This is a genomic window from Hyphococcus sp. (genome assembly GCF_041986965.1).
In the GTDB taxonomy this organism is placed as follows: Bacteria; Pseudomonadota; Alphaproteobacteria; order Caulobacterales; family Parvularculaceae; genus Hyphococcus.
Map to the genome: position 1 here is coordinate 352,330 of NZ_JBHIXB010000001.1, position 22,067 is coordinate 374,396.

19 protein-coding genes and 1 pseudogene are annotated in these 22,067 nt (G+C 59.6%); 7 read left to right on the plus strand and 13 right to left on the minus strand.

Translation table 11 applies throughout. From position 1 onward, the window contains the following. Together ACFC5L_RS01690 and mutL are read right to left on the minus strand one after the other, a co-directional pair. Positions 1–84: pseudogene (locus tag ACFC5L_RS01690) on the minus strand (ATP-binding protein); the annotation flags it as partial. 603 nt (positions 85–687) lie between these two features. Further along, on the minus strand, positions 688–2,565 hold the full coding sequence (gene mutL, locus ACFC5L_RS01695; RefSeq protein ID WP_375202016.1) for a DNA mismatch repair endonuclease MutL: 1,878 nt from the start codon (positions 2,563–2,565) through the stop codon (positions 688–690). Positions 2,566–2,764: 199 nt separating this feature from the next. On the opposite strand from mutL, the gene ACFC5L_RS01700 reads away from it, so the two are divergent. From ACFC5L_RS01700 to ACFC5L_RS01710, 3 genes are all read left to right on the plus strand, one after another. After that, positions 2,765–3,487 (plus strand): helix-turn-helix transcriptional regulator, encoded by a 723-nt coding sequence (locus ACFC5L_RS01700; RefSeq protein WP_375202015.1) that lies wholly within the window; start codon positions 2,765–2,767, stop codon positions 3,485–3,487. Positions 3,488–3,601: 114 nt separating this feature from the next. Further along, a complete protein-coding gene (locus ACFC5L_RS01705; protein ID WP_375202014.1) occupies positions 3,602–4,330 on the plus strand; it encodes a helix-turn-helix transcriptional regulator in 729 nt (242 codons plus the stop codon). Positions 4,331–4,544: 214 nt separating this feature from the next. Further along, positions 4,545–4,946, plus strand: a complete 402-nt coding sequence (locus ACFC5L_RS01710) for a hypothetical protein (protein ID WP_375202013.1) — start codon at positions 4,545–4,547, stop codon at positions 4,944–4,946. A 160-nt stretch (positions 4,947–5,106) separates the two neighbouring features. Here ACFC5L_RS01710 and ACFC5L_RS01715 read toward each other — a convergent pair whose 3' ends face one another. The 9 genes from ACFC5L_RS01715 to ACFC5L_RS01755 form a co-directional block, all read right to left on the minus strand. Beyond that, positions 5,107–5,664 carry a DUF3035 domain-containing protein gene (locus ACFC5L_RS01715; RefSeq protein WP_375202012.1) on the minus strand — a complete coding sequence of 186 codons (558 nt, stop codon included), beginning with the start codon at positions 5,662–5,664 and terminating at the stop codon, positions 5,107–5,109. An 88-nt stretch (positions 5,665–5,752) separates the two neighbouring features. Next, complete coding sequence (lspA, locus tag ACFC5L_RS01720; protein WP_375202011.1) at positions 5,753–6,286, minus strand: signal peptidase II; 534 nt, start codon at positions 6,284–6,286, stop codon at positions 5,753–5,755. 14 nt (positions 6,287–6,300) lie between these two features. After that, complete coding sequence (gene ileS, locus ACFC5L_RS01725) at positions 6,301–9,249, minus strand: isoleucine--tRNA ligase (RefSeq protein ID WP_445727732.1); 2,949 nt, start codon at positions 9,247–9,249, stop codon at positions 6,301–6,303. Between the two features lie 391 nt (positions 9,250–9,640). Continuing rightward, the gene (locus ACFC5L_RS01730; RefSeq protein WP_375202010.1) at positions 9,641–10,342 is read right to left on the minus strand and encodes a hypothetical protein; all 702 of its coding nucleotides are present in this window, start codon (positions 10,340–10,342) and stop codon (positions 9,641–9,643) included. 151 nt (positions 10,343–10,493) lie between these two features. After that, positions 10,494–11,372: a bifunctional riboflavin kinase/FAD synthetase gene (locus ACFC5L_RS01735; protein WP_375202009.1), complete on the minus strand. Its 879-nt coding sequence runs from the start codon at positions 11,370–11,372 to the stop codon at positions 10,494–10,496. Positions 11,373–11,383: 11 nt separating this feature from the next. Beyond that, entirely contained in the window at positions 11,384–12,232 is an 849-nt protein-coding gene (locus ACFC5L_RS01740) for a TIGR01459 family HAD-type hydrolase (RefSeq protein WP_375202008.1), read from the minus strand. Positions 12,233–12,268: 36 nt separating this feature from the next. Then, positions 12,269–12,694: a hypothetical protein gene (locus ACFC5L_RS01745; RefSeq protein WP_375202007.1), complete on the minus strand. Its 426-nt coding sequence runs from the start codon at positions 12,692–12,694 to the stop codon at positions 12,269–12,271. Between the two features lie 19 nt (positions 12,695–12,713). Continuing rightward, a complete protein-coding gene (locus ACFC5L_RS01750) occupies positions 12,714–13,829 on the minus strand; it encodes an EAL domain-containing protein (RefSeq protein ID WP_375202006.1) in 1,116 nt (371 codons plus the stop codon). A gap of 163 nt (positions 13,830–13,992) precedes the next feature. Continuing rightward, the gene (locus ACFC5L_RS01755) at positions 13,993–14,661 is read right to left on the minus strand and encodes an OmpA family protein (RefSeq protein ID WP_375202005.1); all 669 of its coding nucleotides are present in this window, start codon (positions 14,659–14,661) and stop codon (positions 13,993–13,995) included. Positions 14,662–14,994: 333 nt separating this feature from the next. On the opposite strand from ACFC5L_RS01755, the gene groES reads away from it, so the two are divergent. Together groES and groL are read left to right on the plus strand one after the other, a co-directional pair. Then, complete coding sequence (gene groES / locus ACFC5L_RS01760) at positions 14,995–15,282, plus strand: co-chaperone GroES (protein WP_375202004.1); 288 nt, start codon at positions 14,995–14,997, stop codon at positions 15,280–15,282. 34 nt (positions 15,283–15,316) lie between these two features. Beyond that, positions 15,317–16,972, plus strand: a complete 1,656-nt coding sequence (groL, locus tag ACFC5L_RS01765) for a chaperonin GroEL (protein WP_375202003.1) — start codon at positions 15,317–15,319, stop codon at positions 16,970–16,972. Positions 16,973–17,059: 87 nt separating this feature from the next. Here the strand turns inward: groL and ACFC5L_RS01770 are convergent, their stop codons facing one another. Next, positions 17,060–18,523 (minus strand): amidohydrolase family protein, encoded by a 1,464-nt coding sequence (locus tag ACFC5L_RS01770; protein ID WP_375202002.1) that lies wholly within the window; start codon positions 18,521–18,523, stop codon positions 17,060–17,062. Between the two features lie 238 nt (positions 18,524–18,761). Here ACFC5L_RS01770 and ACFC5L_RS01775 point away from each other — a divergent pair, with 238 nt between their 5' ends. Then, complete coding sequence (locus tag ACFC5L_RS01775; protein ID WP_375202001.1) at positions 18,762–20,885, plus strand: alpha/beta fold hydrolase; 2,124 nt, start codon at positions 18,762–18,764, stop codon at positions 20,883–20,885. 106 nt (positions 20,886–20,991) lie between these two features. Beyond that, a complete protein-coding gene (locus ACFC5L_RS01780) occupies positions 20,992–21,636 on the plus strand; it encodes a MarC family protein (protein ID WP_375202000.1) in 645 nt (214 codons plus the stop codon). A 9-nt stretch (positions 21,637–21,645) separates the two neighbouring features. Here ACFC5L_RS01780 and ACFC5L_RS01785 read toward each other — a convergent pair whose 3' ends face one another. Continuing rightward, complete coding sequence (locus ACFC5L_RS01785) at positions 21,646–22,041, minus strand: hypothetical protein (protein ID WP_375201999.1); 396 nt, start codon at positions 22,039–22,041, stop codon at positions 21,646–21,648. Positions 22,042–22,067: the final 26 nt, after the last annotated feature.

Sequence of the window (22,067 nt, forward strand, 5' to 3'; positions counted from 1 at the left end):
GTCGCCATACCGATCTTCAGAATCTTTTACATCCGAACGCTTGCCGAAGACCGCGTCCGCTTCGTCGAACAATAGAACGTTTTCCGCATTGGCGATCTCTTCATATTCCAGCGTATCGCCCTCCGACACCGTTCCGTCATGAGTGACATGGCTCGATACGATGCGAATGCTGTTGTCGCCGTAAAAGGCTTCAGAGCGCACCTCGGCGAACTCCGGGTGGTTTTGAACCTGCTCCACCGCAGTAAAGCCGGTCTCGGTCGGCGCGATCTCGCCTGTGGTGTGAAAGCCCGCCGTTGTGAAATAATGGAAAATATATTTCTTCGCGCCTTCATCGAAAAAGATGATGGTGCGGCCGCCATAGCTCGCATTCTCAAGCTTGTGCGTTGACTGGAACGCCCGACCGCCAAGGATCATTTCATATTTGGCGATATCGACGATGGGCTTGCCATTCGGGCCTGTCCCCTCGCCGCGCCAGACGCGCCCGGCGAGCTTTGCGAAGGGCGCCATAGGCTCATAGAGGGTAGGCGCGGCGGCGCAGGCGGCGTCTGTTGGTTTTGCAGCCGCCGCGACACCGGCGACGTTGAAAATGGCGGCGGCGCCAAGAATGGCGAGAATTGATTTCATGTCGGGCCTCCCTAAATATGTATCCTTATGGTTACATATTGGCGCAGGCAGCGCAAGCGCCCCTTAACGCCTGCCGAACAGACGCTCAATATCGGCGAGCTTCAATTCCACGTAAGTGGGCCGCCCGTGATTGCACTGGCCGGAATGGGGCGTCGCCTCCATCTGCCTCAAGAGCGCATTCATTTCATCAACATTGAGACGGCGGCCCGACCGCACCGAACCATGACACGCCATGGAGGAACACACCTCCTCGAGCCGTTCTTTGAGCGCCAACCCCTGTCCCAGCGAGGACAGATCGTCAGCAAGCGCCTGCACCAGTCCCTTGATGTCGACCTCGCCCAGCATGGCCGGGGTTTCGCGCACCATCACCGCATCCTCGCCGAACCGCTCCATGACAAGGCCAAGCGCGGCGAAATCTTCAAGCAGCGGCTCCAGCCTGTTCACTTCATCCGTAGTCAGATCAACGATCTCCGGCAATAAAAGCCCCTGGCTTGGAACCTTGCCGCCATCGAGGGCCGTCTTCATCTTCTCATAAACGAGCCGCTCATGAGCCGCATGCTGATCGACAATGACGAGACCGTCCGGCGTCTGCGCGACGATATAGGTTTCGTGCAGTTGCGCCCGCGCCGCACCAAGAGGGTGATCCGCAACCGGAATATCTGCAGCGGCGTCAACCCGGGCGCTCGGCGCCCCGAGACTACCGGGGCCGCCTTCAAAGCCGCGCTGACGGTCTTCAAGGCCCCCCTCGCCCTCAAGCGGCGAAAATGCCTCGCGCATATATGGATTGGGCCGCGGCGGCGCATAACCCGGCCGCATGGGCGTGACGCCTGATCTTTGCCCCGGCTCCATGCGGCCGAGCGCATAGGAACTGACCGTTGTCGAGGCGCGGTGCCCCGCCTCCGCGAGCGCATGGCGCAACGCGCCGATCAGCAACCCGCGCACGCCGCCGGCGTCGCGAAACCGCACTTCGGTCTTGGCCGGATGGACATTGACGTCCACCATTTCCGCCGGAATATCGAGGAAAAGCGCCACCGCAGGATGCCGGTCGCGCGCGAGAAAATCCGCATAAGCGCCGCGAACGGCGCCGACGATCAGCTTGTCGCGCACCGGCCGTCCGTTCACGAACAAAAACTGCTTGTCGGGCAATCCGCGATTATAGGTCGGCAAGCCGGCGAACCCCGAAACCCGCGCGCCGTCCCGTTCGGCGTTAATGGCAAGGGCGTTGTCGCCAAACTCGCGGCCCATGATCGCCGCAAGCCGTTTTAATCGCCCCGCCTCGCCCGGCGCTTCCGCCGGAAGGGTCAACATCTTGCGCCCGCCGGATGTAAGGGTGAATGCGATTTCGTGGCGCGCCATCGCGAGGCGGCGCACCGTTTCGCCTATTGCGGTCGTTTCCGCCTGATCGGATTTTAAAAACTTCAACCGCGCGGGCGTCGCGTAAAAAAGATCGCGCACTTCAATACGGGTTCCATGACCGCCAAACGCCGCCGGCTGCGGTTCGGCCATGGCGCCGCCTTCTACCGTCAAGGACCAGGCGTCCGACCCGTCAATGACGCGCGATGTGATGGAAAGGCGGGCGACAGCGCCGATGGAAGGCAGCGCCTCACCGCGAAAGCCCATGGTTGCAATATTCATCAGATCGTAATCGCCGCCGGCGCCCGGCGTGAGTTTTGAGGTTGCATGGCGTTCCACAGCAAGAACGAGATCTTCAGACCCCATACCGCAACCGTCATCGACAATGGCGATGCGCGACTTGCCGCCATGCTCGATTTCGATATCGATGCGCGTGGCGCCGGCGTCGATGGCGTTCTCGACAAGCTCTTTCACCACCGCAGCGGGACGCTCGATCACCTCGCCGGCGGCAATCCGGTTGACCGCGCCTGGCGGCAGCCGGCGGATGCGGGCGGAAGCATTTAGAACGGGTTCTGCGCGATTCGTCATATCTGATTATGGCAAGGCGAGAACGCCTCGCAAATAGCTGCGAAAAAGAGGTTTTACCCAGAACCCAGGCCCGAATTTCGTTGCGCCCGCCACGTTTGAGGCGGTAAATTGCCGCGCTGACCTAAATCCGGTTCAATAAAGGCCATGTAATGTAAACAGGGATGGGCGCCACAGACTGAACAATGTTCGAGGGAGAGTCGTGCGCAGCAATATCGACGCCTTCATAGAGGCGACACTTCGCATCAATGACGCCATTGAGCTGAAGCGTTACTTTGAAGACTTTATAGGCAAGCTCGGTTTCGACGTGGTCGCCTATCACGTCCTCGTGCAAGGCTTTAAGAGCGTCCCTTTGAGCAAAGGCTTCCGGATATCGACCTTCCCGGAAGATTATGTCCGCTACTACATCGACCATAAATGCTTTGAATACGATCCCATCATGGAAGAGGCCCGCAAATATGGCGGCCCCATCCTGTTGAGCGATGTCGCCAAAAAGCCAAACCTCACAGACAAGCAAAAAGCCCTCTTTCAAAAAGCGCGTGAGAACAACGTCGCGAACGGCGCCGCTTTTTCCATTTACGGACGTCCCGGAGAGATCAGCTATTTCTGCGTATGCTCAACCCAACAGCCGGTTGAGTTTTCCCGGGCGCAGCTTCTGGAACTACAGGCGATCTGTCAGCAGATGCATTTGCGCTTCAGCGAACTGACCCGCGTCGACGGCGGCGGGCGCAAATTGTCCAAGCGCGAGACTGAAGTGCTGGAGCTGATCGCTCAGGGCAAAAGCAACAATGTGATCGGCGACATTCTGGGGGTCTCTCCAAATACGGTCGACACGCTGGTCCGCCGCTGTTTCGACAAGCTGGGGGTCACCTCCCGCGTTGAGGCGGCCCTGGCCGGTGTTGCCATGGGCATAATTCTGCCCTAAATGCGCAATAAATTATTAGATGTCCCGTGGTTATGGGACAGACAAGCCGCAGCGCCTGGCGTAAACGGCTTCACGATCCTGAAAATCGCATCTTTGCACAAAGGAACAGAACCCATGGCCGGTTCCCTGTCCACGTCCGCCCTCGCCTCACTGATCGCTGATTGCGATGATAAAGAGACAGTCATGTCGGTGCTCGCCGGTTTCATCGCCGATTCCGGCGCGAAATACGCGGTTTTGAATAATTTCAACTATGGCGTGAAGTCCGCCGCCGACCGCTGGACGCCGATGTTCAGCTCATTCCCCGCAGACATTTCCGCTTATTACCGGACAAACAACTGCCTGCCTGAAGATCCCTATCTGCGCGCAGCCCTTGGCTCCACCGTACCCGTGCGCTTTCAGGAAGCGGAGGAAGGGTTTCAGCCTTGCGCAAAGATTAAAGGATTGTTCGACCTTTTGCGCGCCAACAGTCTGGTTGACGGTCTCGCCATGCATATCTCCGACAGGCCGGGCCGGCTCACCTATTGCTGCATGGCTTACGATTACTCCCTTGAGGACATGCCGGAGTTTGAACGCCGGCGCCTCCAGGCCTGCGTCGAAATGTTCATGCGCCATGCCGGCGATCTTCTTGCGCTTGATGGCGCCCGCGAATTATCGCCGAAAGAATTCGAAGTGATGGCCTGCCTCGCGCGCGGCGAGAGCAACAAGCAGATCGCCCGGCGGCTTGATCTGTCCTTGAGCACCATCAACACGCTGGTGACCCGCAGCTTCGGCAAGCTTGGGGTCAATAACCGCACCGAAGCGGCGATCGCCGTCTGCCGGTCAGGCCTCTCACTTGTCGCCTGACAAGCCTCCTTTCTGAAGTTGAGCCCGCCTTTGACGCTGCCTCGGCCGGACGACTATTGATATTTTTTAATATTATGCTGCATCGCACTATCATTCTTCTTATCTATATAGGTCAATCGTCCTAAGAATGTCGGTTATTCACGTGACAGACACCCCTATAGCCCCGGCGTATGACCCGCCGTCCAGACTTTGAATAGCGGCGGGAGAAACCGCGATGGACATCGCCAGTCTTCGCAAAGAGATTTTTGAGATTCAGGAAACGGCCCGGCCGCATGCGGATATGCGCGAGGACCATCATGAGAAGCTGTTTGACGTCTTTCGCCAGATCGACGCCGAAATCGGCAATCGCAATCTGGAACACGACGGAACCGACGAAAGGCTCGCCAGCCTGATCGAGGCGCAAACGATTATCCTGCGCACAGCGGCGTCACTGCCGGCCCGTTGTCCGCGCGACCTTCTTTATAAGCTGGCCATGTGGCGCTGGGACGCCGCCAATCTCGACCAGCCGATGGAAGATATGAACCGCGCCGACGCCATCGCTTATTCCGCGTTTTTGGACATCGTCAAAATGCTGGGCGAGCGCGATGTTTTGAAAGACTTCGACAAGGCGAACTAACGCTATTCGGGAAATTTTCTTTCTCCCCCGTCCCGGGAAGCGTATCTGTTCAGTCTTGCGAGGGAGCGCGGCCTCTTCGGAGGCCGCGTTTCTTTTTTTTTGGATCAAAAAAAACGCGGCTTTTGCAAGCCGCGTTTTTTTCACGTTGATGGTTCCAGCATTAGAAAACGCCAGGCAGACCCAGCGATTTGGAGTCCTTGATTTCGACCTGACCTTCTTCGCCGATCACCGCCTTGATCGCTTCGTCGCGCGCGGCCATCCATTCTTCCGGATTGTCGACGCGAAGAGGAGCGGCTGAGTCATCGACTTTGCCGTCATTGAACTTCCAGAACATGATCTGATTGGCGAGCGAGCGATCCTTTTCGCCCCGGCCGCCATTTTCAGCGTCGAGCAGCTGACGGATCGACGCGTCAGCGCCGAAAGCGTTCGCTTTTCTGAGCAGCATCTGTTCGCCAGCCGACGGCGGCGCTGCAGAAGCGTCGCCAAGCAGCACTTGTTGCGCGCGCTCTGACGGCGACAATTCCTGCGGACGGGCCTCGCCCGGGCGCGGCGGCCGCAACGCATAATCCGGCGGCACGACCAGCGGCGCCTTGGTGGCGATGGCGAATTCATCCGGCGCCTGTTTGCCGCCCACCGCCTTCGAGATGCCGCAGCCGCCCGTCCCAATGGCGAGAAGCGCCATTACAGCGGCAAAGCGCATCGTAGAACTCTTGATCATTTGCATCACTCCAGACTTCTCTTCACCCGCCCGCCGAATTGGCGCGCACTATAGCCATGGCCCCGGCCCGCCGCAAAGGCGAAACCCCTTATGGCGCCTGTTTTTCCGCCGGTTTTTCTGAAGCTTTTTCCGCCTGGCCCGTCCGCCAGGCGTCGAGCAGCAGAAAAGCGATGCCCACATTGATCGCCGCATCCGCGATATTAAAGACCCAGGGGAACATCAGACCGGAAAAATCGAGAAAATCGACCACATAGCCATAGGCGAGCCGGTCATAGAGATTGCCCAGCGCCCCGCCGATGATGAGCCCGACGCCAATGGCCGCAATCGGCCGTTTCAGACGTCCAAGCCACCAGGCAAGGCCCAGCGACACACCGATGGAAATGAGCGCCAGCGGCCAGCGCATGCCGTGCAGCATGCCGAAGCTGGCGCCGCGATTTTCAACATAGGAGAGATCGAAAACGCCGGAGATTTCGATTTTGCCGAGGCGCGGCAGCTCAATCCCGTGCACAATCCACATTTTCGACGCCTGATCGGCGACGACGATCACAACCGCCAGCGCGAGGCCGCGCCAGAAGAACTTGTTGGCGCGCGCTTCGCCCCACCAGTCCTTCAGCTTCGCCATGACCTCGCCTGCGTTCATGCGCCAACCTTTGCATCAACGGCTTCGACCGCATCGATGCAGCGCTCGCAGAGATCCCCATGGGATTCATGAACGCCAACCTCAGGCAGGATGCGCCAGCAGCGCCGGCATTTCTCTCCCTCGGCTTCCACCGGCGCCACCGCGACAGCCTGCGTTTCCCCTTCGAGGCGGAAGGCGTTTTCCGGCGCCGGTTTGTCGGTCAGCGTCGCGCCCGAGGTGATGAAGAGTTCCGCCGCATCGAGCCCGTCATAGGCTTTGAGCAAATCGGCGTCAGCGATGTGAACGACGGGCGCGGCTTCAAGGCTGGCGCCGATGCGTTTTTCCCGTCGCTCAACCTCCAGCGCGCCGGTGACGACACGGCGAACCTCACGGATCTTCTTCCACTTGGCGCCGAGCGCGTCGTCGCGCCACGACTTCGGCGTTTCCGGGAAAAGCTCCAGATGCACCGACCCGTCATCCGACGGATAACGCGACAGCCACGCTTCCTCCATAGTGAAGACGCAAACCGGCGCCAGCCAGATGACGAGACGGTCAAATACCTCCGCCATCACCGTGCGCGCCGCACGGCGGCCCAAATCTTCTGGCCGGTCGCAGTAAAGCGAATCCTTGCGGATATCGAGATAGAACGCGGACAATTCCAGCGAGGCGAAATCGAGGCATTTGCGCCAGACGCCCTTGAAGTCGAATTTCTCATAGCCCGCGCGCACTTCGCCATCGAGCACGGCGAGACGGTGCAGGATGTATCGCTCCAGCTCCGGCATGTCTTTGGGGTCGACCCGTTCGGCGTCGGAAAAACCGGCAAGGGCGCCAAGCAGGTAACGCAGCGTGTTTCTGAGCTTGCGATAGGAATCGACCGCCGAGCCGATGATTTCCTTGCCGATCCTCAGATCGTCGGAATAGTCGGAGCTCGCCGTCCAGATGCGCAGGATGTCGGCGCCGTATGCTTTCGTGATCTCAGCCGGATCGGTGACATTGCCGAGCGACTTCGACATTTTGCGGCCCTGATCGTCGAGCACGAAGCCGTGGGTCAACACGGCGTCATAGGGCGCGCGGCCGCGCGTGCCGCAACTTTCCAGAAGCGACGACTGGAACCAGCCGCGATGCTGATCCGAGCCTTCAAGATATAAATCCGCCGGCCATTTGAGATCATCGCGTCCTTCAAGACAGAAGGCGTGGGTCGAGCCGGAATCGAACCAGACGTCGAGAATGTCCTCGACCTTTTCATATTCGTTCGCGGAATAATCATCGCCGAGAAAATCCTGCGCCGGCGTGTCGAACCAGGCGTCGGCGCCGCGGGCCTTCACCGCCTCGACGATGCGTGCATTGACCTTCGGATCGTTCAGCGGCTCGCCCTTCGTATTGACGAAGATCGCAATGGGAACGCCCCAGGCGCGCTGGCGGGAAACAAGCCAGTCGGGGCGGCCTTCCACCATGGCGCGGATGCGGTTCTTGCCCGACGCCGGGGTGAATTGCGTTTCGTCGATAGCGTTCAACGCCGTGTCGCGAAGTCCGCCTTCGCCTTGCCCGCTAAGACGGATGAACCATTGCGGCGTATTGCGGAAAATGACCGGCGCCTTCGACCGCCATGAATGGGGATAGGAGTGGACGAGACGGCCGCGGGCGAGAAGCTTGCCCTTTTCAATGAGCGCCTCGATGACGCGCTTGTTAGCATCGCCTTCCTTGCCCTTTTTCTTACCCTCGATGACGAGGACGCGCGCGCCCTCAAAGCCCGGCGCCTCTTCCGTATAGGCGCCGTACTCATCGACCGTATGCGGAATTTCCGCCTCCATCCCGAAAGCGGAGACCCAGGCGATGTAGTCTTCCTGACCGTGGCCCGGGGCGGTGTGCACAAAGCCCGTGCCCGCCTCGTCGGTGACGTGATCGCCTGCGAGCAACGGCACATCGAACTCATACCCGCCGCCAAGACCTTTCAGCGGGTGATCGCAAACTAAACCTCCCGGGAATGCAGTCGCTATACGCTTCCACTTTCCAATTAAACCCGCCTCCCGAACGCTTTCTGCAAGTGCATCGGCGACAATCAGCCTGTCTCCTGGCTTGGACCATGGTTCGAAGCCTAGGTCAGACTTCATCTCCTCTACTTCATAGATGCTGTAGGAAAGCTTAGGCCCGTAGCAGATCGCCCGGTTGCCGGGGATGGTCCATGGCGTCGTTGTCCAGATAACAACTGATGCGCTCTTATGGAGATCGGAAGTTTTGGTTCCATCCGCCATTACATCACGCACCGGAAACTTCACCCAGATCGTCGTCGACTGGTGATCGTGATATTCGATTTCCGCTTCTGCGAGCGCGGTCTGTTCGACGGGAGACCACATCACCGGTTTCGAGCCGCGATAGAGCAAATCCTTATCGACGAATTTCAAGAGCTCGTTGACAATGGCCGCCTCAGCGCCAAACGCCATGGTCGTGTAAGGATTATCCCAGTCGCCTTCGATGCCGTAGCGTTTGAATTCCTCGCGCTGGATGTCGACCCACTTTTCCGCATAGACGCGGCAGGCGGAGCGGAACTCGTTTTTGGAAACCTCGCGCTTGGCGCGGCCCTTTCCAGCGAACTCCTTTTCGACCTGCCATTCGATGGGCAGGCCGTGGCAGTCCCAACCGGGCACGTAATTGGCGTCATAGCCCAGCATCTGGCGCGAGCGCACAACAAGGTCTTTCAGCACCTTGTTGAAGGCATGGCCCATATGGAGATGACCGTTGGCGTAAGGCGGCCCGTCATGGAGAATATATTTGGTCCTGCCCTTCGCCGCCTCGCGCAGGCGTTTGTACATATCCATGTCGGCCCAGCGCTTCAGCCATTGCGGCTCGGCTTTCGGGAGCCCCGCGCGCATGGGAAACTGGGTTTCGGGGAGGAACAGCGTGTCTTTGTAATCGCGCCCTTCAGAAGTCGCGTCTTTCGATGCATCTGGCATCGTCACATCTCTCATCTTGTCGTTGTCGATTGGGGTTCAGGAAGGCCCGGTCCCGGGCGCCTTTGTCAAGCCTTGGAACGGCTTTCGGGCGGCCTCAGCCTGTCACAGACCGGGGGCGGGCCGGAGCGGGAATTGGCGCGCGCCGCGCCGCGATAATGAGGATAGCCTGATACATGGCCGTCCTCATATCAGCCGGCCACGCCGCCGTCACTTGAAAAGACGCCGAAAAAACAGACCCCATCAATCTGTCATCCCGGAAGCCAATTCGCCCCAAATCTCCGATTTGGCTGGCGAATTGAGTTATCCGGGATCTGCTAAGTTTTAGACGAAAGGCCGCTGGAGATCCCGGCTCAGCGCGGCCTTGAAGGCCGCTTGGCCGGGATGACAATGGTGGGACGGGTTGAACCTAGATCAGCTCGAGCCGGTAGACCCGGTTTTCGCTCGCCTCACAGGACATGGCCCGGGCCCAGCTGTCGCCGCCGCGCTGCGCCCGCACCGTCGCGGTCATGAGGAGCGCGCCGCCGCGATCTTCCACCGTGTCGGGGCGGTAGGGCGCAGAAACGACAAACCCACGTTCGCCGAGGGCGTTGCGCGCTTTCGTCAGACAGGTCTGGTACGCCGCGGCGGCTGAAATCACGCGCGGCGCGCGGTCATAGGCCGTATCCGGCGTCCGGTATTCCGGCGCATCATAGACCGGGCCGCCGCCGGCGAGACCGCTGTCGTCATAGCCTTCGTCATCATAATAGGCGTCGGCATCGCCGTAATAGGCATTGTCGCCAGCGCGATCGTCATACCGGCTGTCGGCGGCGCGACCGTCATAATAACCGTCTTCATAAGCGCGCTCGCGGGCGCGGCTTTCGTAATAGCGATCGCGGTAATAGCGGTCCTCATAGTACCGGTCCCGTGCGCGATCTTCGGCGAGCTCATTGAGGATAATCGCGCCGCCAATGACGCCGAGCGCGATCGCCGCGCCCTTCCCGCCTCCCCCTTTATGATAGTGGCCGTGGTGGCGGTGATGATGGCCGTGATAACCGCGAGCGGAGGCCGTTGAGACCGCGCCCAGCGCAAGGCTCGCCGCGGCGAGCGAGAGAATGAGTTTGCGGGCCATAACGCCTCCCAAAACATTTCCAAGAAATCTCCGCCGGAAGAGAGGCGGAGAAACTGAACCATGACGCCATTTTGTCGTGGTTTGTGTCCACAATATGGCAAAATACATGCCGCAGCCGCACGTTTGCGCGAGGCGAAATTAACCGAGCCGATTAGCCAAGAATGGCCCGCGCCTTCACGCAATCATTTGCGATCTGGGCCTTGAGCGCATCGAGACCGTCAAATTTCTGTTCTTCACGGAGGAAGGCGACAAAAGCGACCTCGATCTCGCGTCCGTAAAGATCGCCGTCAAAGTCGAACAGATAGGTCTCCAACAAAGGCGCATCCGAGCCCACCGTCGGGCGACGGCCGAAATTGGAGACGGAGCCGTAAGTCTTCCCGTCAACCAGCGTCCTCGTGACATAAACGCCCTTGCGCGGCTCAATGAGCTCGCCAAGCGTCAAATTCGCGGTCGGGAAGCCAATGGTTCGTCCGACCTTGCGGCCTTCGGCGACGACGCCGGTCACTGACCAGTCGCGCCCCAGCATTGACGCCGCCTTTTCAACGGCGCCGTCCTGAAGCGCCGCCCGAACCGCGCTTGATCCGAATTTCTCCGTGTCCGGCGTTTCTGACAAAACCCCCGCGAGCTTCACCTTCAGACCCGCCGCTTCGCCTAACGCTTTCAGGGCGCCGCCATCGCCGGCCCGGCCCTTGCCGAAACGGAAATCGGCGCCGGTGACGACGCCGGCGAGGCCAAGTTTTTCCTTCAGGACGCCGTTCACAAACTCTTCCGGCGACATTGACGCAAGCGCCTTGTCAAAGGTCAGGGCGAAAATTTCCTCCGCGCCCGCCGCACGCAGCAAGGCGTCGCGTTTCGCCGGCAGGGTCAGCAGAAAAGGCGGATCATCGGGGCGGAAATAGCGGCGCGGATGCGGTTCGAACAAGACAGCGCCCGCCGCGGCGCCGTGCGCTTGCGCAAATTCCGCCGTCTGTTTCAGCAAATATTGGTGGCCGAGATGGACGCCGTCGAAATTGCCCAAAGCCGCAATCATGTTTTTGCCGCCTACCATGTGAGCGCCTCCGCAACGCCCATGGCGTGAAGGCCGGCTTCTTCAAGTTTCGCCGCCACTGCCTCAGCGTCGCTCGCGCCCTCATGCACGCCGCCGTCGCCCGCGATCATCAGGACGTCGATATTCTGATTGTTGGCGCCCTGAATATCGGTTTTGAGACCGTCCCCCACCGCAAGAATGCGTGCGCGGTCCGTGGCGCCGCGCAAGGCGCCGATCCGCTCCAGCGCAAGATCGTAAATCGGCGCATGGGGCTTGCCGCCATAGACGACCTCACAGCCGAGATCCTTGTAGATTTCCGCAAGCGCGCCGGCGCACCAGATCAACCGCCCGCCCCAGTTCACGACAATGTCGGGATTGGCGCAGATCATGGGCAGCCCCCGCGCCGCCGCCCGCTCTAACAGATCGCGATAATCATCCGGCGTTTCATGGGCGTCATCCTCCATCCCCGTGCAGATGATGAACGCCGCCTCTTCCAGCGGCCGGAAGTCGATATCGAGCCCGTCAAACAAGGGGTCGTCCTTCGCCGGGCCGAGACGAAAGGCCGGCGCCGGCAGGCGCGCTTCGATGGCCGCGCGCGTGGCGTCGCCCGATGTGACGATATCGTCCCACGCGCCTCGCGGCAGGCCGATCCGGTCAAGCTGCGCGGGAATCACGAAGGAGGGGCGCGGCGCATTAGTGAGAATGACGACTGGCCCGGAGGTTTCGCGAAACCGCGAAAGCGCCTCTGCGACGCCCGGAAATAAATCGACCCCGTTGTGAATAACGCCCCACGCGTCGCAGAGCAGCGCGTCATAACGCTGCGCGACAGTTTCAAGGGACGAAATGACGTCGATCTTGTTCATGAGGCTCAAGGCCGATAAGGCCGATGCCGCGAGCGGTCAAGCGCCCCTTCCACCCAGGGAACGCTGCCGGCTTTCCGTGACCGGGTTCTCGCCCCGGCGCTCGCACCAGTCTTCCGCCGCCTGGCGGTCGGTGAAGGTGCGCGCTGACCAGCTCGTCTGGTTGATAAGCTCGAGATAAACTTTCAGCGCCGCGTCAAAGCGATCATCGGGCACAATGAAGGCGACCCTGACCAGCGGCGTTGAAATGCTCGCAGCGCCGTCGATCGCCGCCGTCAGCTCCTGATCGTGCAAAGGAAAATCAAGCCGCGTAACCTCCCGCAGGTCGATAAGCTGATAGATGGCTCTGTCCGACCGCGCATCGCCGTAAAACTCGGCGTCAGCATGTCTGGTTTCGGCCGCTGTCACGTCGCCGTAATAACGCCAATGGATTCCGCGATCGCTCCAGGAAGTTTCAAAGGGCATAACGGGACCTCTTGAGCCCTTACGAGGCGGCGGCCAGTTCCGCCACATCCGCCGACTTATCCAGACGCAGATAATCGCTGGCGATGCGCGGCGCGCCGAAAAGGGCGCCCTGACCGTAATCAATGCCGAGTTTCAAGATCTCCGGCATCTGCTCCTCATATTCGACCTTTTCAACAATCAGGTCGATTTCATTTTCGATCAGCGCTTTCTTGAAAGCGCGAATGCGCGCCTGACCCACATCGCCCTTGCAGCTCTCGCTCAAGAGAAGCGCGCCTGACGCCTTCACAAAACGGAAGTTCTGTTCACGCAGGGCCGCCCAGTTGAGATCGAAGCGGCGGATGTGGTCCACGGAGAAAGAAAAGCCGCGATCAGCCACCAGTTGAAGATTTTTCTTCACCCGGTCATGCATCATTTCCACCGCCGGATAAGTGAATTCGAAAACAAGACGCTGAGCGAGATCTTCATTGGCGTCGAGGTAATCCGAAAAGCGTGTGAAAAAATCGACGTCATAGATTGTCGCCGGCGATATGTTGCAGAAAACGCGATAAGGTGCGCTTTGCGGGCCGAGCTGGCGCAGCGCCTGCACGGAGCGCAACAAGATCATGTTGTCGATCACGCCGATGCGGTTGGCCCGCTCGGCGGCGTCAATGTAGTCTGCGGGTTTAATGACCCCGCCGTCTTCGCGGCGCAGGCGCGAGAAAGCTTCAAAGCAGCGCGTCTTGCGCTGCGGCAAGCTGACGATAGGCTGAAGATAAAGATCGACGCGGTCATTCTCGATCGCATCCTTGACGCAGGAAAGCGCTTGAGCGTCCGCTTCATCCACAGAAGAAACAGGTTCGAATTCAAGCGACGGCGGCTTTTTCGCCGGCGACGGCCGGAAGCGGTCGACAAGATTTTTCAGGAGTTCAATTTCCTGCTGGGCGCGTGAAAGGGCGAAGCCGGCCCGCGCATGCAGGATCAGCGTCACGACCAAAGCCGCCGCAAGCCAGATCTCAAGATCAGGTTTGAAATTCGCTCTGATGGACGCCATCAAGAGGAAGGCGCCTGCCGCTCCGGCGGCGAACAACACCGCGGCGCAATAGCGCGAACTTTTCTGACGCAAATTCATCTCAGCGCCCCGCTCTTTCCTTTTCATCCGCCGCCCTCCCCAGTCGCGACTAATGAAACAGTTTTAGGAAAACACTCTAAAAAAGCGCTTAAGATGAGCACCTTTACGGGACATGCGCCAAGGCCGGACACAAAAAAGCCCGCCCGGCATACCGCCGGGCGGGCTTTGTGCGTACTCGCTTAAGAGAGCGTTAACTGTTGAACTGGCTATCGATGGGATCGATGACAATTTCAACCCGGCGATTGGCGGCCCGGCCATATTCGGTCGAATTGTCCGCAATCGGATTGCTCTCACCAAAGCCGACAGCCTGAAGGCGCGCGGGCGCGACGCCTTGCGAGGCGAGATAGTTGGAAACGGAAAGCGCGCGACGCTCCGACAGGGCCTGGTTATATGAGTCAGACCCCGTGGAATCGGCGTGACCGTAAACGCTGACACTCGTCTTGTTATATTCTTTCAAAACGATCGCGACCGAATTCAGGGTCTCGTAAAAGCCTGGCGTGATATCCGACTGGTTCACCGCAAAAGTAATATCCGACGGCATGTTGAGAATGATGTTGTCGCCGTTCCGGGTGACGGAAACGCCTGAATTGGCGAGGCGTTCGCGCAGTTTGGCCTGTTGGCGGTCCTGATAGACGCCGATGCCGACGCCCGTCGCGGCCCCGACGCCGGCGCCGATGATCGCGCCTTTTTTCGCGTCGCCGGCGATCGCGCCGACAATCGCGCCTGCAGCAGCGCCCGCGCCAGCGCCTGCGGCGCCGGAGGTTACGGTGCGGCTTGCCCGCTTCTCACCCGTGTAAGGGTTGGTGGTGCAGCCGACCGCGAAAACCGTGATCGTTGCGAGAATGAGTGCTTTGCGCATTGCTGTTGCTCCTTTCAGCGTTGCAATGACCTGATCGATCGAACAGCCCCTCGCCCCTCGACCGGCCCGAAGACATCGGCCGGAATATGGGCCGATTGAGGGCGCTCCGCCATTAAAAACAGGTAACTAGCGCAAAAGTTGCTCACATTCGCGAAACAATTGTCAGCAAAGAAGCCCGCGCCATGAAGCCTGGCCCCTTGACGGTTCCGGTCCACACTCCTAAATCGCCGCTAGCACTCGCCGGGAGTGAGTGCCAGCAGGCGCGTCCAGCGCCTGTTTATCGGATTAACATGTTGTTTTTATTGAAAAACACAGCCTAGGGAGACCTCTATCATGGCTTTTCGGCCTCTCCATGACCGCGTGCTGGTCCGCCGCATCGAAGAAGACCAGAAAACCGCGGGCGGCATCATCATCCCCGACACCGCCAAGGAAAAGCCCCAGCAGGGCGAAGTGGTCGCTTGCGGCACAGGCGCGCGCGGCGACGACAATGAACTGATCCCCCTCGACGTGAAGGCGGGCGACAAAATCCTGTTCGGCAAATGGTCCGGATCGGAAGTGAAAATCGACGGCGAGGAGCTCCTGATCATGAAGGAGTCGGACATCCTCGGGATCATCGACTAACCCCATCTGCAAAGAGTTTTAAGGAGAAGCATCAATGGCTGCCAAGGAAGTCAAATTCGATGTCGAAGCGCGCGATAAAATGCTGCGCGGCGTCGACATTCTCGCCAATGCGGTGAAAGTGACGCTCGGCCCCAAAGGCCGCAATGTCGTTATCGACAAATCGTTCGGCGCCCCGCGCACGACGAAAGACGGCGTGACCGTCGCCAAAGAGATCGAGCTTGAAGACAAGTTCGAAAATATGGGCGCCCAGATGGTGCGCGAAGTCGCGTCGAAAACCAACGACGAAGCCGGCGACGGCACCACGACTGCAACCGTTCTCGCCCAGGCGATCGTCAAGGAAGGCGCGAAAGCCGTCGCCGCCGGCATGAACCCGATGGATCTCAAGCGCGGCGTCGATCTCGCCGTCGCCAAAGTCATCGAAGACATCCGCAACCACGCGACCAAAATCGCCTCTTCTTCCGAAATCGCCCAGGTCGGCACGATCTCCGCGAATGGCGAAAAAGAAATCGGCGACATGATCGCGCAAGCGATGGAAAAAGTCGGCAATGAAGGCGTCATCACCGTTGAGGAAGCCAAAACAGCCGAAACCGAACTCGACGTCGTTGAAGGCATGCAGTTCGACCGCGGCTACCTGTCGCCTTACTTCATCACCAATGCTGACAAGATGATTGCGGACCTCGAAGATCCGTACATCCTGCTGCACGAGAAAAAACTCTCGAACCTGCAATCCATGCTGCCGCTGCTCGAAGCTGTGGTTCAGTCCTCGCGTCCGCTGCTGATCATCGCAGAAGACGTCGAAGGCGAAGCGCTGGCGACCCTCGTCGTCAATAAGCTTCGCGGCGGTCTGAAAATCGCAGCCGTGAAAGCGCCGGGCTTCGGCGATCGCCGCAAAGCGATGCTCGAAGACATTGCGATCCTCACCGGCGGTCAGGTCATCTCTGAAGACCTGGGCATTAAACTCGAGAATGTCGGCCTCGACATGCTCGGCACCGCCAAAAAAGTCACGATCAACAAAGACGACACCACCATCGTCGACGGCGCTGGCGAAAAAGCGGACATCGAAGCCCGCACCAGCCAGATCCGTAAGCAGATCGAGGAAACGACCTCCGATTACGACCGCGAAAAACTGCAAGAGCGTCTGGCGAAACTCGCTGGCGGCGTTGCGGTGATCAAAGTCGGCGGCGTGACAGAAGTCGAAGTGAAAGAGCGCAAGGACCGCGTCGATGACGCGCTCAACGCAACCCGCGCGGCTGTCGAAGAGGGCATTGTCCCGGGCGGCGGCGCAGCCCTCCTTTACGGCTCGAAAGCGCTTGACGGTCTTGAAGGCGACAACGCCGACCAGACTGCGGGCATCAACATTGTGCGCCGTGCGGTTCAGGCCCCGATCCGTCAGATCGTCAAAAACGCTGGCGGCGAAGGCTCGATCGTTGTGGGCAAGCTGATGGAGCAGGACAGCTACAAGTTCGGCTTCAACGCCCAGACCGACGAATATGTCGACCTCATCGCGGCCGGCATCGTCGACCCGGCGAAAGTGGTGCGCACCGCGCTTCAGGATGCGGCCTCTGTCGCCGGCCTCCTGATCACGACCGAAGCCATGATCGCCGACGCGCCGAAGAAAGATAACGGCGGCGGCGGCATGCCCGACATGGGCGGCATGGGCGGAATGGGCGGCATGGGCGGCATGATGTAAGCCCAGCCAACCGGCTGACAAATTTAGTTGCGTAGAAAAGGCGGCTCGAAAGAGCCGCCTTTTTTGTTCGCCTTACAATTATAACGATTAGTCTTCGCGCTCAGTCTTTAAAGCGCGCCTCCTTAGCGCTTCTTCAAGATAACGCGCCTCGCGCGCGTCATAGCTGGCGCTGACCCGCGCGACCTCGCCAGCGATGCGTGCACGGTCAAATAAAAAGCCGTCCTTGATGACCGCAACGACGTCGCTGCGTTCTAGCTTGTCTTTTTCAACCGGGTTCGCGCCGAAAAGAACAATGTCGGCGACCTTGCCTTCTGCGATCATTCCGCGATCTTCCGTTTCGCCAAAGAGGATCGCAACGTTGATTGTGGCCGCAGCGAGCGCATCAAACCCGTCGAGCCCGGCGTCTTTCAAAAGGGCAAGCTCGCGATATAGACCTTGTCCGGGCAGCATTGTCGGATTACCGGCGTCCGTTCCCGCTAACAACATGACACCTGCCTGATGGGCTTCCAGCGTTAGCCGATCCATGACGTCCGCGATGCGTCCGAAATAAGCCGCCGCGCGTCCTCGCATATCATCGCCGCCAAAATCCTCGACATATCCGTTAAAGGGCGGCGTCGCATAGGCACGCGGAAAAGGCGGCGTCAAATCCCAGTCAAGTCCGGCGAGCTTGGCGTCTATGTCTGAAATTTCCTCCGTAATTTCTCGATAGCCAACCAGTTGCGGCGTCAAACTCACCTCATATTGCGCCATCAGTTCAATTGCATGGGTCAGATATTGGCGATCTTCTCCATCCCATAGCCGCGTTATTTCCTCAGCATGCGCAACATTATCGAATCCCGGTACGATCGCTTCATCAAACGACATGCTCGGCGGCAGATGCCCCATGGCCGGCAGACCGAGCTCACCTGCGCTCGCTATAATAGCGTTGCGCACTTCGACGCTTTCGAGATGATAGGTTTTGATGAAGTCATAGCCTTTCGCTTCGGCGTCCTTCACGGCGGCGACGCCTTCATCGGGCGTTTCAATTTTAAGGTGAAGAGGATTGTGAGAGCTTGGACCATCCAGAATTAGCCCGGCGGATAGTATTCGCGGCGCGAACTTACCGATTTCCTGCGCGCGGCGGCGCGCCGCAAGGATGTCGTCATTGCCGTTGAAAACGAGAATGCCCGTTACCCCATACGCCATATAGGGAACAAGATCGTCGTCGATCTCTGATGCGGAGACAGGTGTTTCGTATATCTCCGGCAACATTAGCTCCTGCCGGGACGCCGTATCCATATGCGTATGCGCATCGTAAAGACCGGCGATGGCGTAAGCACCACTTGCGTCGATAACAGAGCCCGTCCCGCCGTTTCGGCCGGCAACGTGATCAATGATTTCGGCAATACGGCCATTCGCAATCACGATGTCCTGATTGCGGACAATCTGTTTTCCCTCCACATCGACGATATTGACGTTGCTGATGCGAAGCGTTTGGGTCGGGCGTGACGGCGAGCACCCCAAGACAATTCCTGAACAGATCAGCCAACAGGAAAGAACCAGATATTTCATGCGGGCGCCTTATCGTAAGCCTTCGAAGCGGTAAGCTCGCCCACCCTTCCACTGACCGGCAGGCAGGCCAAGCCGGCGCCGCAAATCAAGCAATTCAAGCACACCCGCAAGGCGCACTCGTAAGGGCCGCCTTTTTTGCAGCGCAACCATACCCGTTAAACGGGAATTTCAGGCGCCGTCATTGCGCACCGCCCCTCTTTTGCTAGTCTCCAGGCGGGGCATTCAAGGCGGGGCTGACATGACACTATTCTTGCGCACGGCGCGGACGGCGTTTCTTTCCTATTTCATCGCAATGACGACGGCTTATGCGCAAGATGCGCAGCCGGCGGACATCGCCGACGCTCTGGCGGAAGAGCCGGTGCAGGAGAACAGCGCCGCCGAAACTGAAACCCCCGACTTGTTCGCCAGAGATACGTTCCGCGTACGCCCCATCGTTTGCCCCTTCAAAGGCGAAGTGGATTACAAGGGAGGCGAGATCTCCTGCAGCCTTTTTGAAGTTCCCGAGAACCGCGAAAAAGCGCGGTCACGCATGATCGAACTTCATGTCGCAAAGCTTCACGCGAAAGAGCCCGATGACTGGAATGCAGAAGAAAAGGGCGAGTGGAAAAAGCGCGAAGACCCAATCATTTATCTGACCGGTGGACCGGGCGCAAAAGCGCAAGGCTATGTGAACCGGTTCAAAGATCACGGCATCCGCGATGCGCGCGATCTTTATATCCTTGAACAGCGCGGCATCGGCTGGTCGGCTGATTTCTGTCAGGACTACGCCCTGTTTGACCCGGCGGCGGCCAACACCCCGGACTGGGAGACCTATCAACAGGCCGGCCTGGAAGCGATGGAAGCCTGCTTCGCCAAGGCCAAAGCCGCGCGCGTCGACCTATCGGGCTATAACACCATCGAAAACGCCCGCGACGTTCACGCCTTGCGTCAGGCGCTCGGCTTCGATCAGTGGAATCTCTGGGGCATTTCCTACGGCTCAATCCTCGGTCAGGCCTATTTGAAAGAAGATCCCGCAGGCATCCGCGCCGCTGTGATCGACGCCATCGTTCCCTTGCAACAGGATGTTACGTTCTTTCATATCGCGCGCCATTACGACCGTGTGCTGACAATACTTGAAGACGCCTGCAAGGAAGACAGCGCCTGCGCGCGCGATTTTCCCGATCTTGTGGAGCGCTACAAAAACGCGATCAAGAAAGTCGCGGCGAACCCCATTGAACTCGACGCCATTGACGAGGAGCTTTTCCCGAGCGGAAAGGCCTATTTCTTTCATGACCTGATCGGCGGCGCTCCCTTCTCGCTCTTTTATGAACAAAAAAATTATCCCTCCCTTCCGGCCTTCATCTCGGCGCTGACGCGCATGGTGGAAGAGGAGAATTATGATGCGCTGCGCATCGCCACCGCTGGCGGCGGAGGCGACGGGTTCGACATCAGCCAGGGCATGTACAACGCCATATCCTGCAATGATGGCTGGGCCCCCGGCATCCGCAAATCATTTGAGCAAGACGGGCTTGATCACCCTGTTCTGTCGATGATCTTCGGCGACCCCTCGCTCGCGGACGAACAGGCGAAAATTTGCAAGCGCTATGGCGCCGACCCGCGACCGGCCGAAGAATACCTGCCGGTGCAAACGGATATTCGCACCCTGCTTGTCGAAGGCGTCATGGACCCGATTACGCCGCCGCCGCTCGCGGAAATTATCGTCCCCGGATTTGCTAACGGAACCTATGTGGAGTTCCCCTATGCGGGCCATGGACCAACGCGCTCGGTTGAGTGCGCAGGCGACTTCCTGACGAAATTCTATGACGACCCGCAAGGCGAGCTAGATCTGTCCTGTCCGGAAAGCATGGAGCGGCCGGAATTTTCCGGTCCCCTGTTTGCAACCAACGGTCTCACGAACCTCGCCGTCATGTTCTCTGAAGACAAGAAATCCATCGCGCTGCCGGTCATCTGGATCGGCCTCGCTGCGGTGATCTTCCTCTTCGGCGCCGTTGTTTATACGCTCGCCCCGGTCGCACGCGTCATCAACCGTTCGGGCGCCATGCCGACCGGCGGAGCGCGCATTATCGCGTGGCTGACGGCGCTCGCAGGAACAGCCTCCATCGGCGGGATCGCCGCCGGCGCCGCAATGGCGGTGCAGGAAAATGCGCTCCTCCTGCTCGCCGGCCTGCCTGGCTGGACAAAGCTCGCCGCGCTCGCCGGGCTTGCCGCTGGGCCGCTCGGCGTGTTGCTGTTGTGGCTGACGGCGAAAGCGCGGATGCAAACGCCGTTGCCGATTGGGGTCAGCCTCGGCCTTCTCCTCACCGGCGCAGCGGGCGTCGCCCTCGCCGCCTGGATCGCCGTTTGGGGATTCCTGCCCTTTTAAGTCAGGCTAGCGACTTCATTCTCGAAAAAGGCGGCTCTTTTGAGCCGCCTTTTGTCTTGCCCCGCCAGACGCATAAAGGCAGAAGGCGGACAAAGGAGCCAGCGCCATGCTTGCGGACATCTTGCCCGTCTTCACCACCGCCTTCGTCACGCTTTTCATCGTCATCGACCCCATTCTGGTGACGCCGATCTTTGCGTCGCTGACCAAAAATGAAATGCCGCGCGAAAGGCTCCGCATCGCTATCATGGCGGCGGCCTATTCAGTGGGACTGCTGATGCTGTTCGGTTTTGCGGGGAACGCCATGCTGCATCATCTGGGCGTCAGCTTCGCCGCCTTCCGCGCGGCCATGGGCATCATTCTTTTCATCATGGGTTTTCGGATGTTCTTCGATCCGGACTCAGAAACCCAGGCGAAAACGCCGGGCCCCAAAGCCTCCGCGCGCGACAATATCGCCTTCTTCCCGCTAGCGATCCCCATGCTCGCCGGGCCCGGCGCCATCGCCACGGTCATGCTGCTCATGGGACCGGGCGCCACAGTCATCGACAAGGGCGCCGCCCTCTCCGCCATGGTCATTGTGCTGATGATTGCGGTGTTCATGATGGCGTTTGCAAGCCGCATCGGCGACGCCCTCGGCCGCACCGGCATGAACGCCATCACGCGCATCCTCGGCATGCTGTTGATGGCGCTGTCGACACAATATGTGTTCGACGGCGTGCGGGTCGGCATTCTGGAGAAAATCAGCGCCGCTTAACTGCGCGTGTCAGCGCGGGCTCGCGCCATAGGTGACGGAGCCGCCGCTGTAATTGGCGCCCGAGCCGTCGCCGGTGCAGACAAAGCGTGTCACGCGCGGGGTGTCGCCCTTGCGGCAACGGGTTTCAATTTCCGAGAGGCCGCGATCGCAGGCGCGGGCCACGGCGCTGCCATCAGGCCAGTGGGAAAAGCTGCGCCAGTTGATCGACACATCGAAGCTGACGCCGCAGAGCTGTTCGGTAAAAGCCGCTTCGCGCTGAAGCGCGGCCTCTTCGGCTTCCTGCGCGCGAATTTCCCGCAAGGGCTGCGCTGCAAGCACCGTGGGCGCAGCACACATAAAGGCGCCGGCGGCCAGCAAGGCCCCGCATCTGACACTCGGTCGGAATATGCCTTTTGCGTGCATCATGGGCGCAATCTTCCCCCTCAATGCGG

Excerpts from the sequence above, each read along its gene's own strand:
- mutL (WP_375202016.1), bottom strand. The coding sequence starts at position 2,565 with ATGACGAATCGCGCAGAACCCGTTCTAAATGCTTCCGCCCGCATCCGC.
- ACFC5L_RS01705 (WP_375202014.1), top strand. The coding sequence starts at position 3,602 with ATGGCCGGTTCCCTGTCCACGTCCGCCCTCGCCTCACTGATCGCTGAT.
- ACFC5L_RS01710 (WP_375202013.1), top strand. The coding sequence starts at position 4,545 with ATGGACATCGCCAGTCTTCGCAAAGAGATTTTTGAGATTCAGGAAACG.
- ACFC5L_RS01715 (WP_375202012.1), bottom strand. The coding sequence starts at position 5,664 with ATGATCAAGAGTTCTACGATGCGCTTTGCCGCTGTAATGGCGCTTCTC.
- lspA (WP_375202011.1), bottom strand. The coding sequence starts at position 6,286 with ATGGCGAAGCTGAAGGACTGGTGGGGCGAAGCGCGCGCCAACAAGTTC.
- ileS (WP_445727732.1), bottom strand. The coding sequence starts at position 9,249 with ATGAGAGATGTGACGATGCCAGATGCATCGAAAGACGCGACTTCTGAA.
- ACFC5L_RS01730 (WP_375202010.1), bottom strand. The coding sequence starts at position 10,342 with ATGGCCCGCAAACTCATTCTCTCGCTCGCCGCGGCGAGCCTTGCGCTG.
- ACFC5L_RS01735 (WP_375202009.1), bottom strand. The coding sequence starts at position 11,372 with ATGATTGCGGCTTTGGGCAATTTCGACGGCGTCCATCTCGGCCACCAA.
- ACFC5L_RS01740 (WP_375202008.1), bottom strand. The coding sequence starts at position 12,232 with ATGAACAAGATCGACGTCATTTCGTCCCTTGAAACTGTCGCGCAGCGT.
- ACFC5L_RS01745 (WP_375202007.1), bottom strand. The coding sequence starts at position 12,694 with ATGCCCTTTGAAACTTCCTGGAGCGATCGCGGAATCCATTGGCGTTAT.
- ACFC5L_RS01750 (WP_375202006.1), bottom strand. The coding sequence starts at position 13,829 with ATGAAAAGGAAAGAGCGGGGCGCTGAGATGAATTTGCGTCAGAAAAGT.
- ACFC5L_RS01755 (WP_375202005.1), bottom strand. The coding sequence starts at position 14,661 with ATGCGCAAAGCACTCATTCTCGCAACGATCACGGTTTTCGCGGTCGGC.
- groES (WP_375202004.1), top strand. The coding sequence starts at position 14,995 with ATGGCTTTTCGGCCTCTCCATGACCGCGTGCTGGTCCGCCGCATCGAA.
- groL (WP_375202003.1), top strand. The coding sequence starts at position 15,317 with ATGGCTGCCAAGGAAGTCAAATTCGATGTCGAAGCGCGCGATAAAATG.
- ACFC5L_RS01770 (WP_375202002.1), bottom strand. The coding sequence starts at position 18,523 with ATGAAATATCTGGTTCTTTCCTGTTGGCTGATCTGTTCAGGAATTGTC.
- ACFC5L_RS01775 (WP_375202001.1), top strand. The coding sequence starts at position 18,762 with ATGACACTATTCTTGCGCACGGCGCGGACGGCGTTTCTTTCCTATTTC.
- ACFC5L_RS01780 (WP_375202000.1), top strand. The coding sequence starts at position 20,992 with ATGCTTGCGGACATCTTGCCCGTCTTCACCACCGCCTTCGTCACGCTT.
- ACFC5L_RS01785 (WP_375201999.1), bottom strand. The coding sequence starts at position 22,041 with ATGATGCACGCAAAAGGCATATTCCGACCGAGTGTCAGATGCGGGGCC.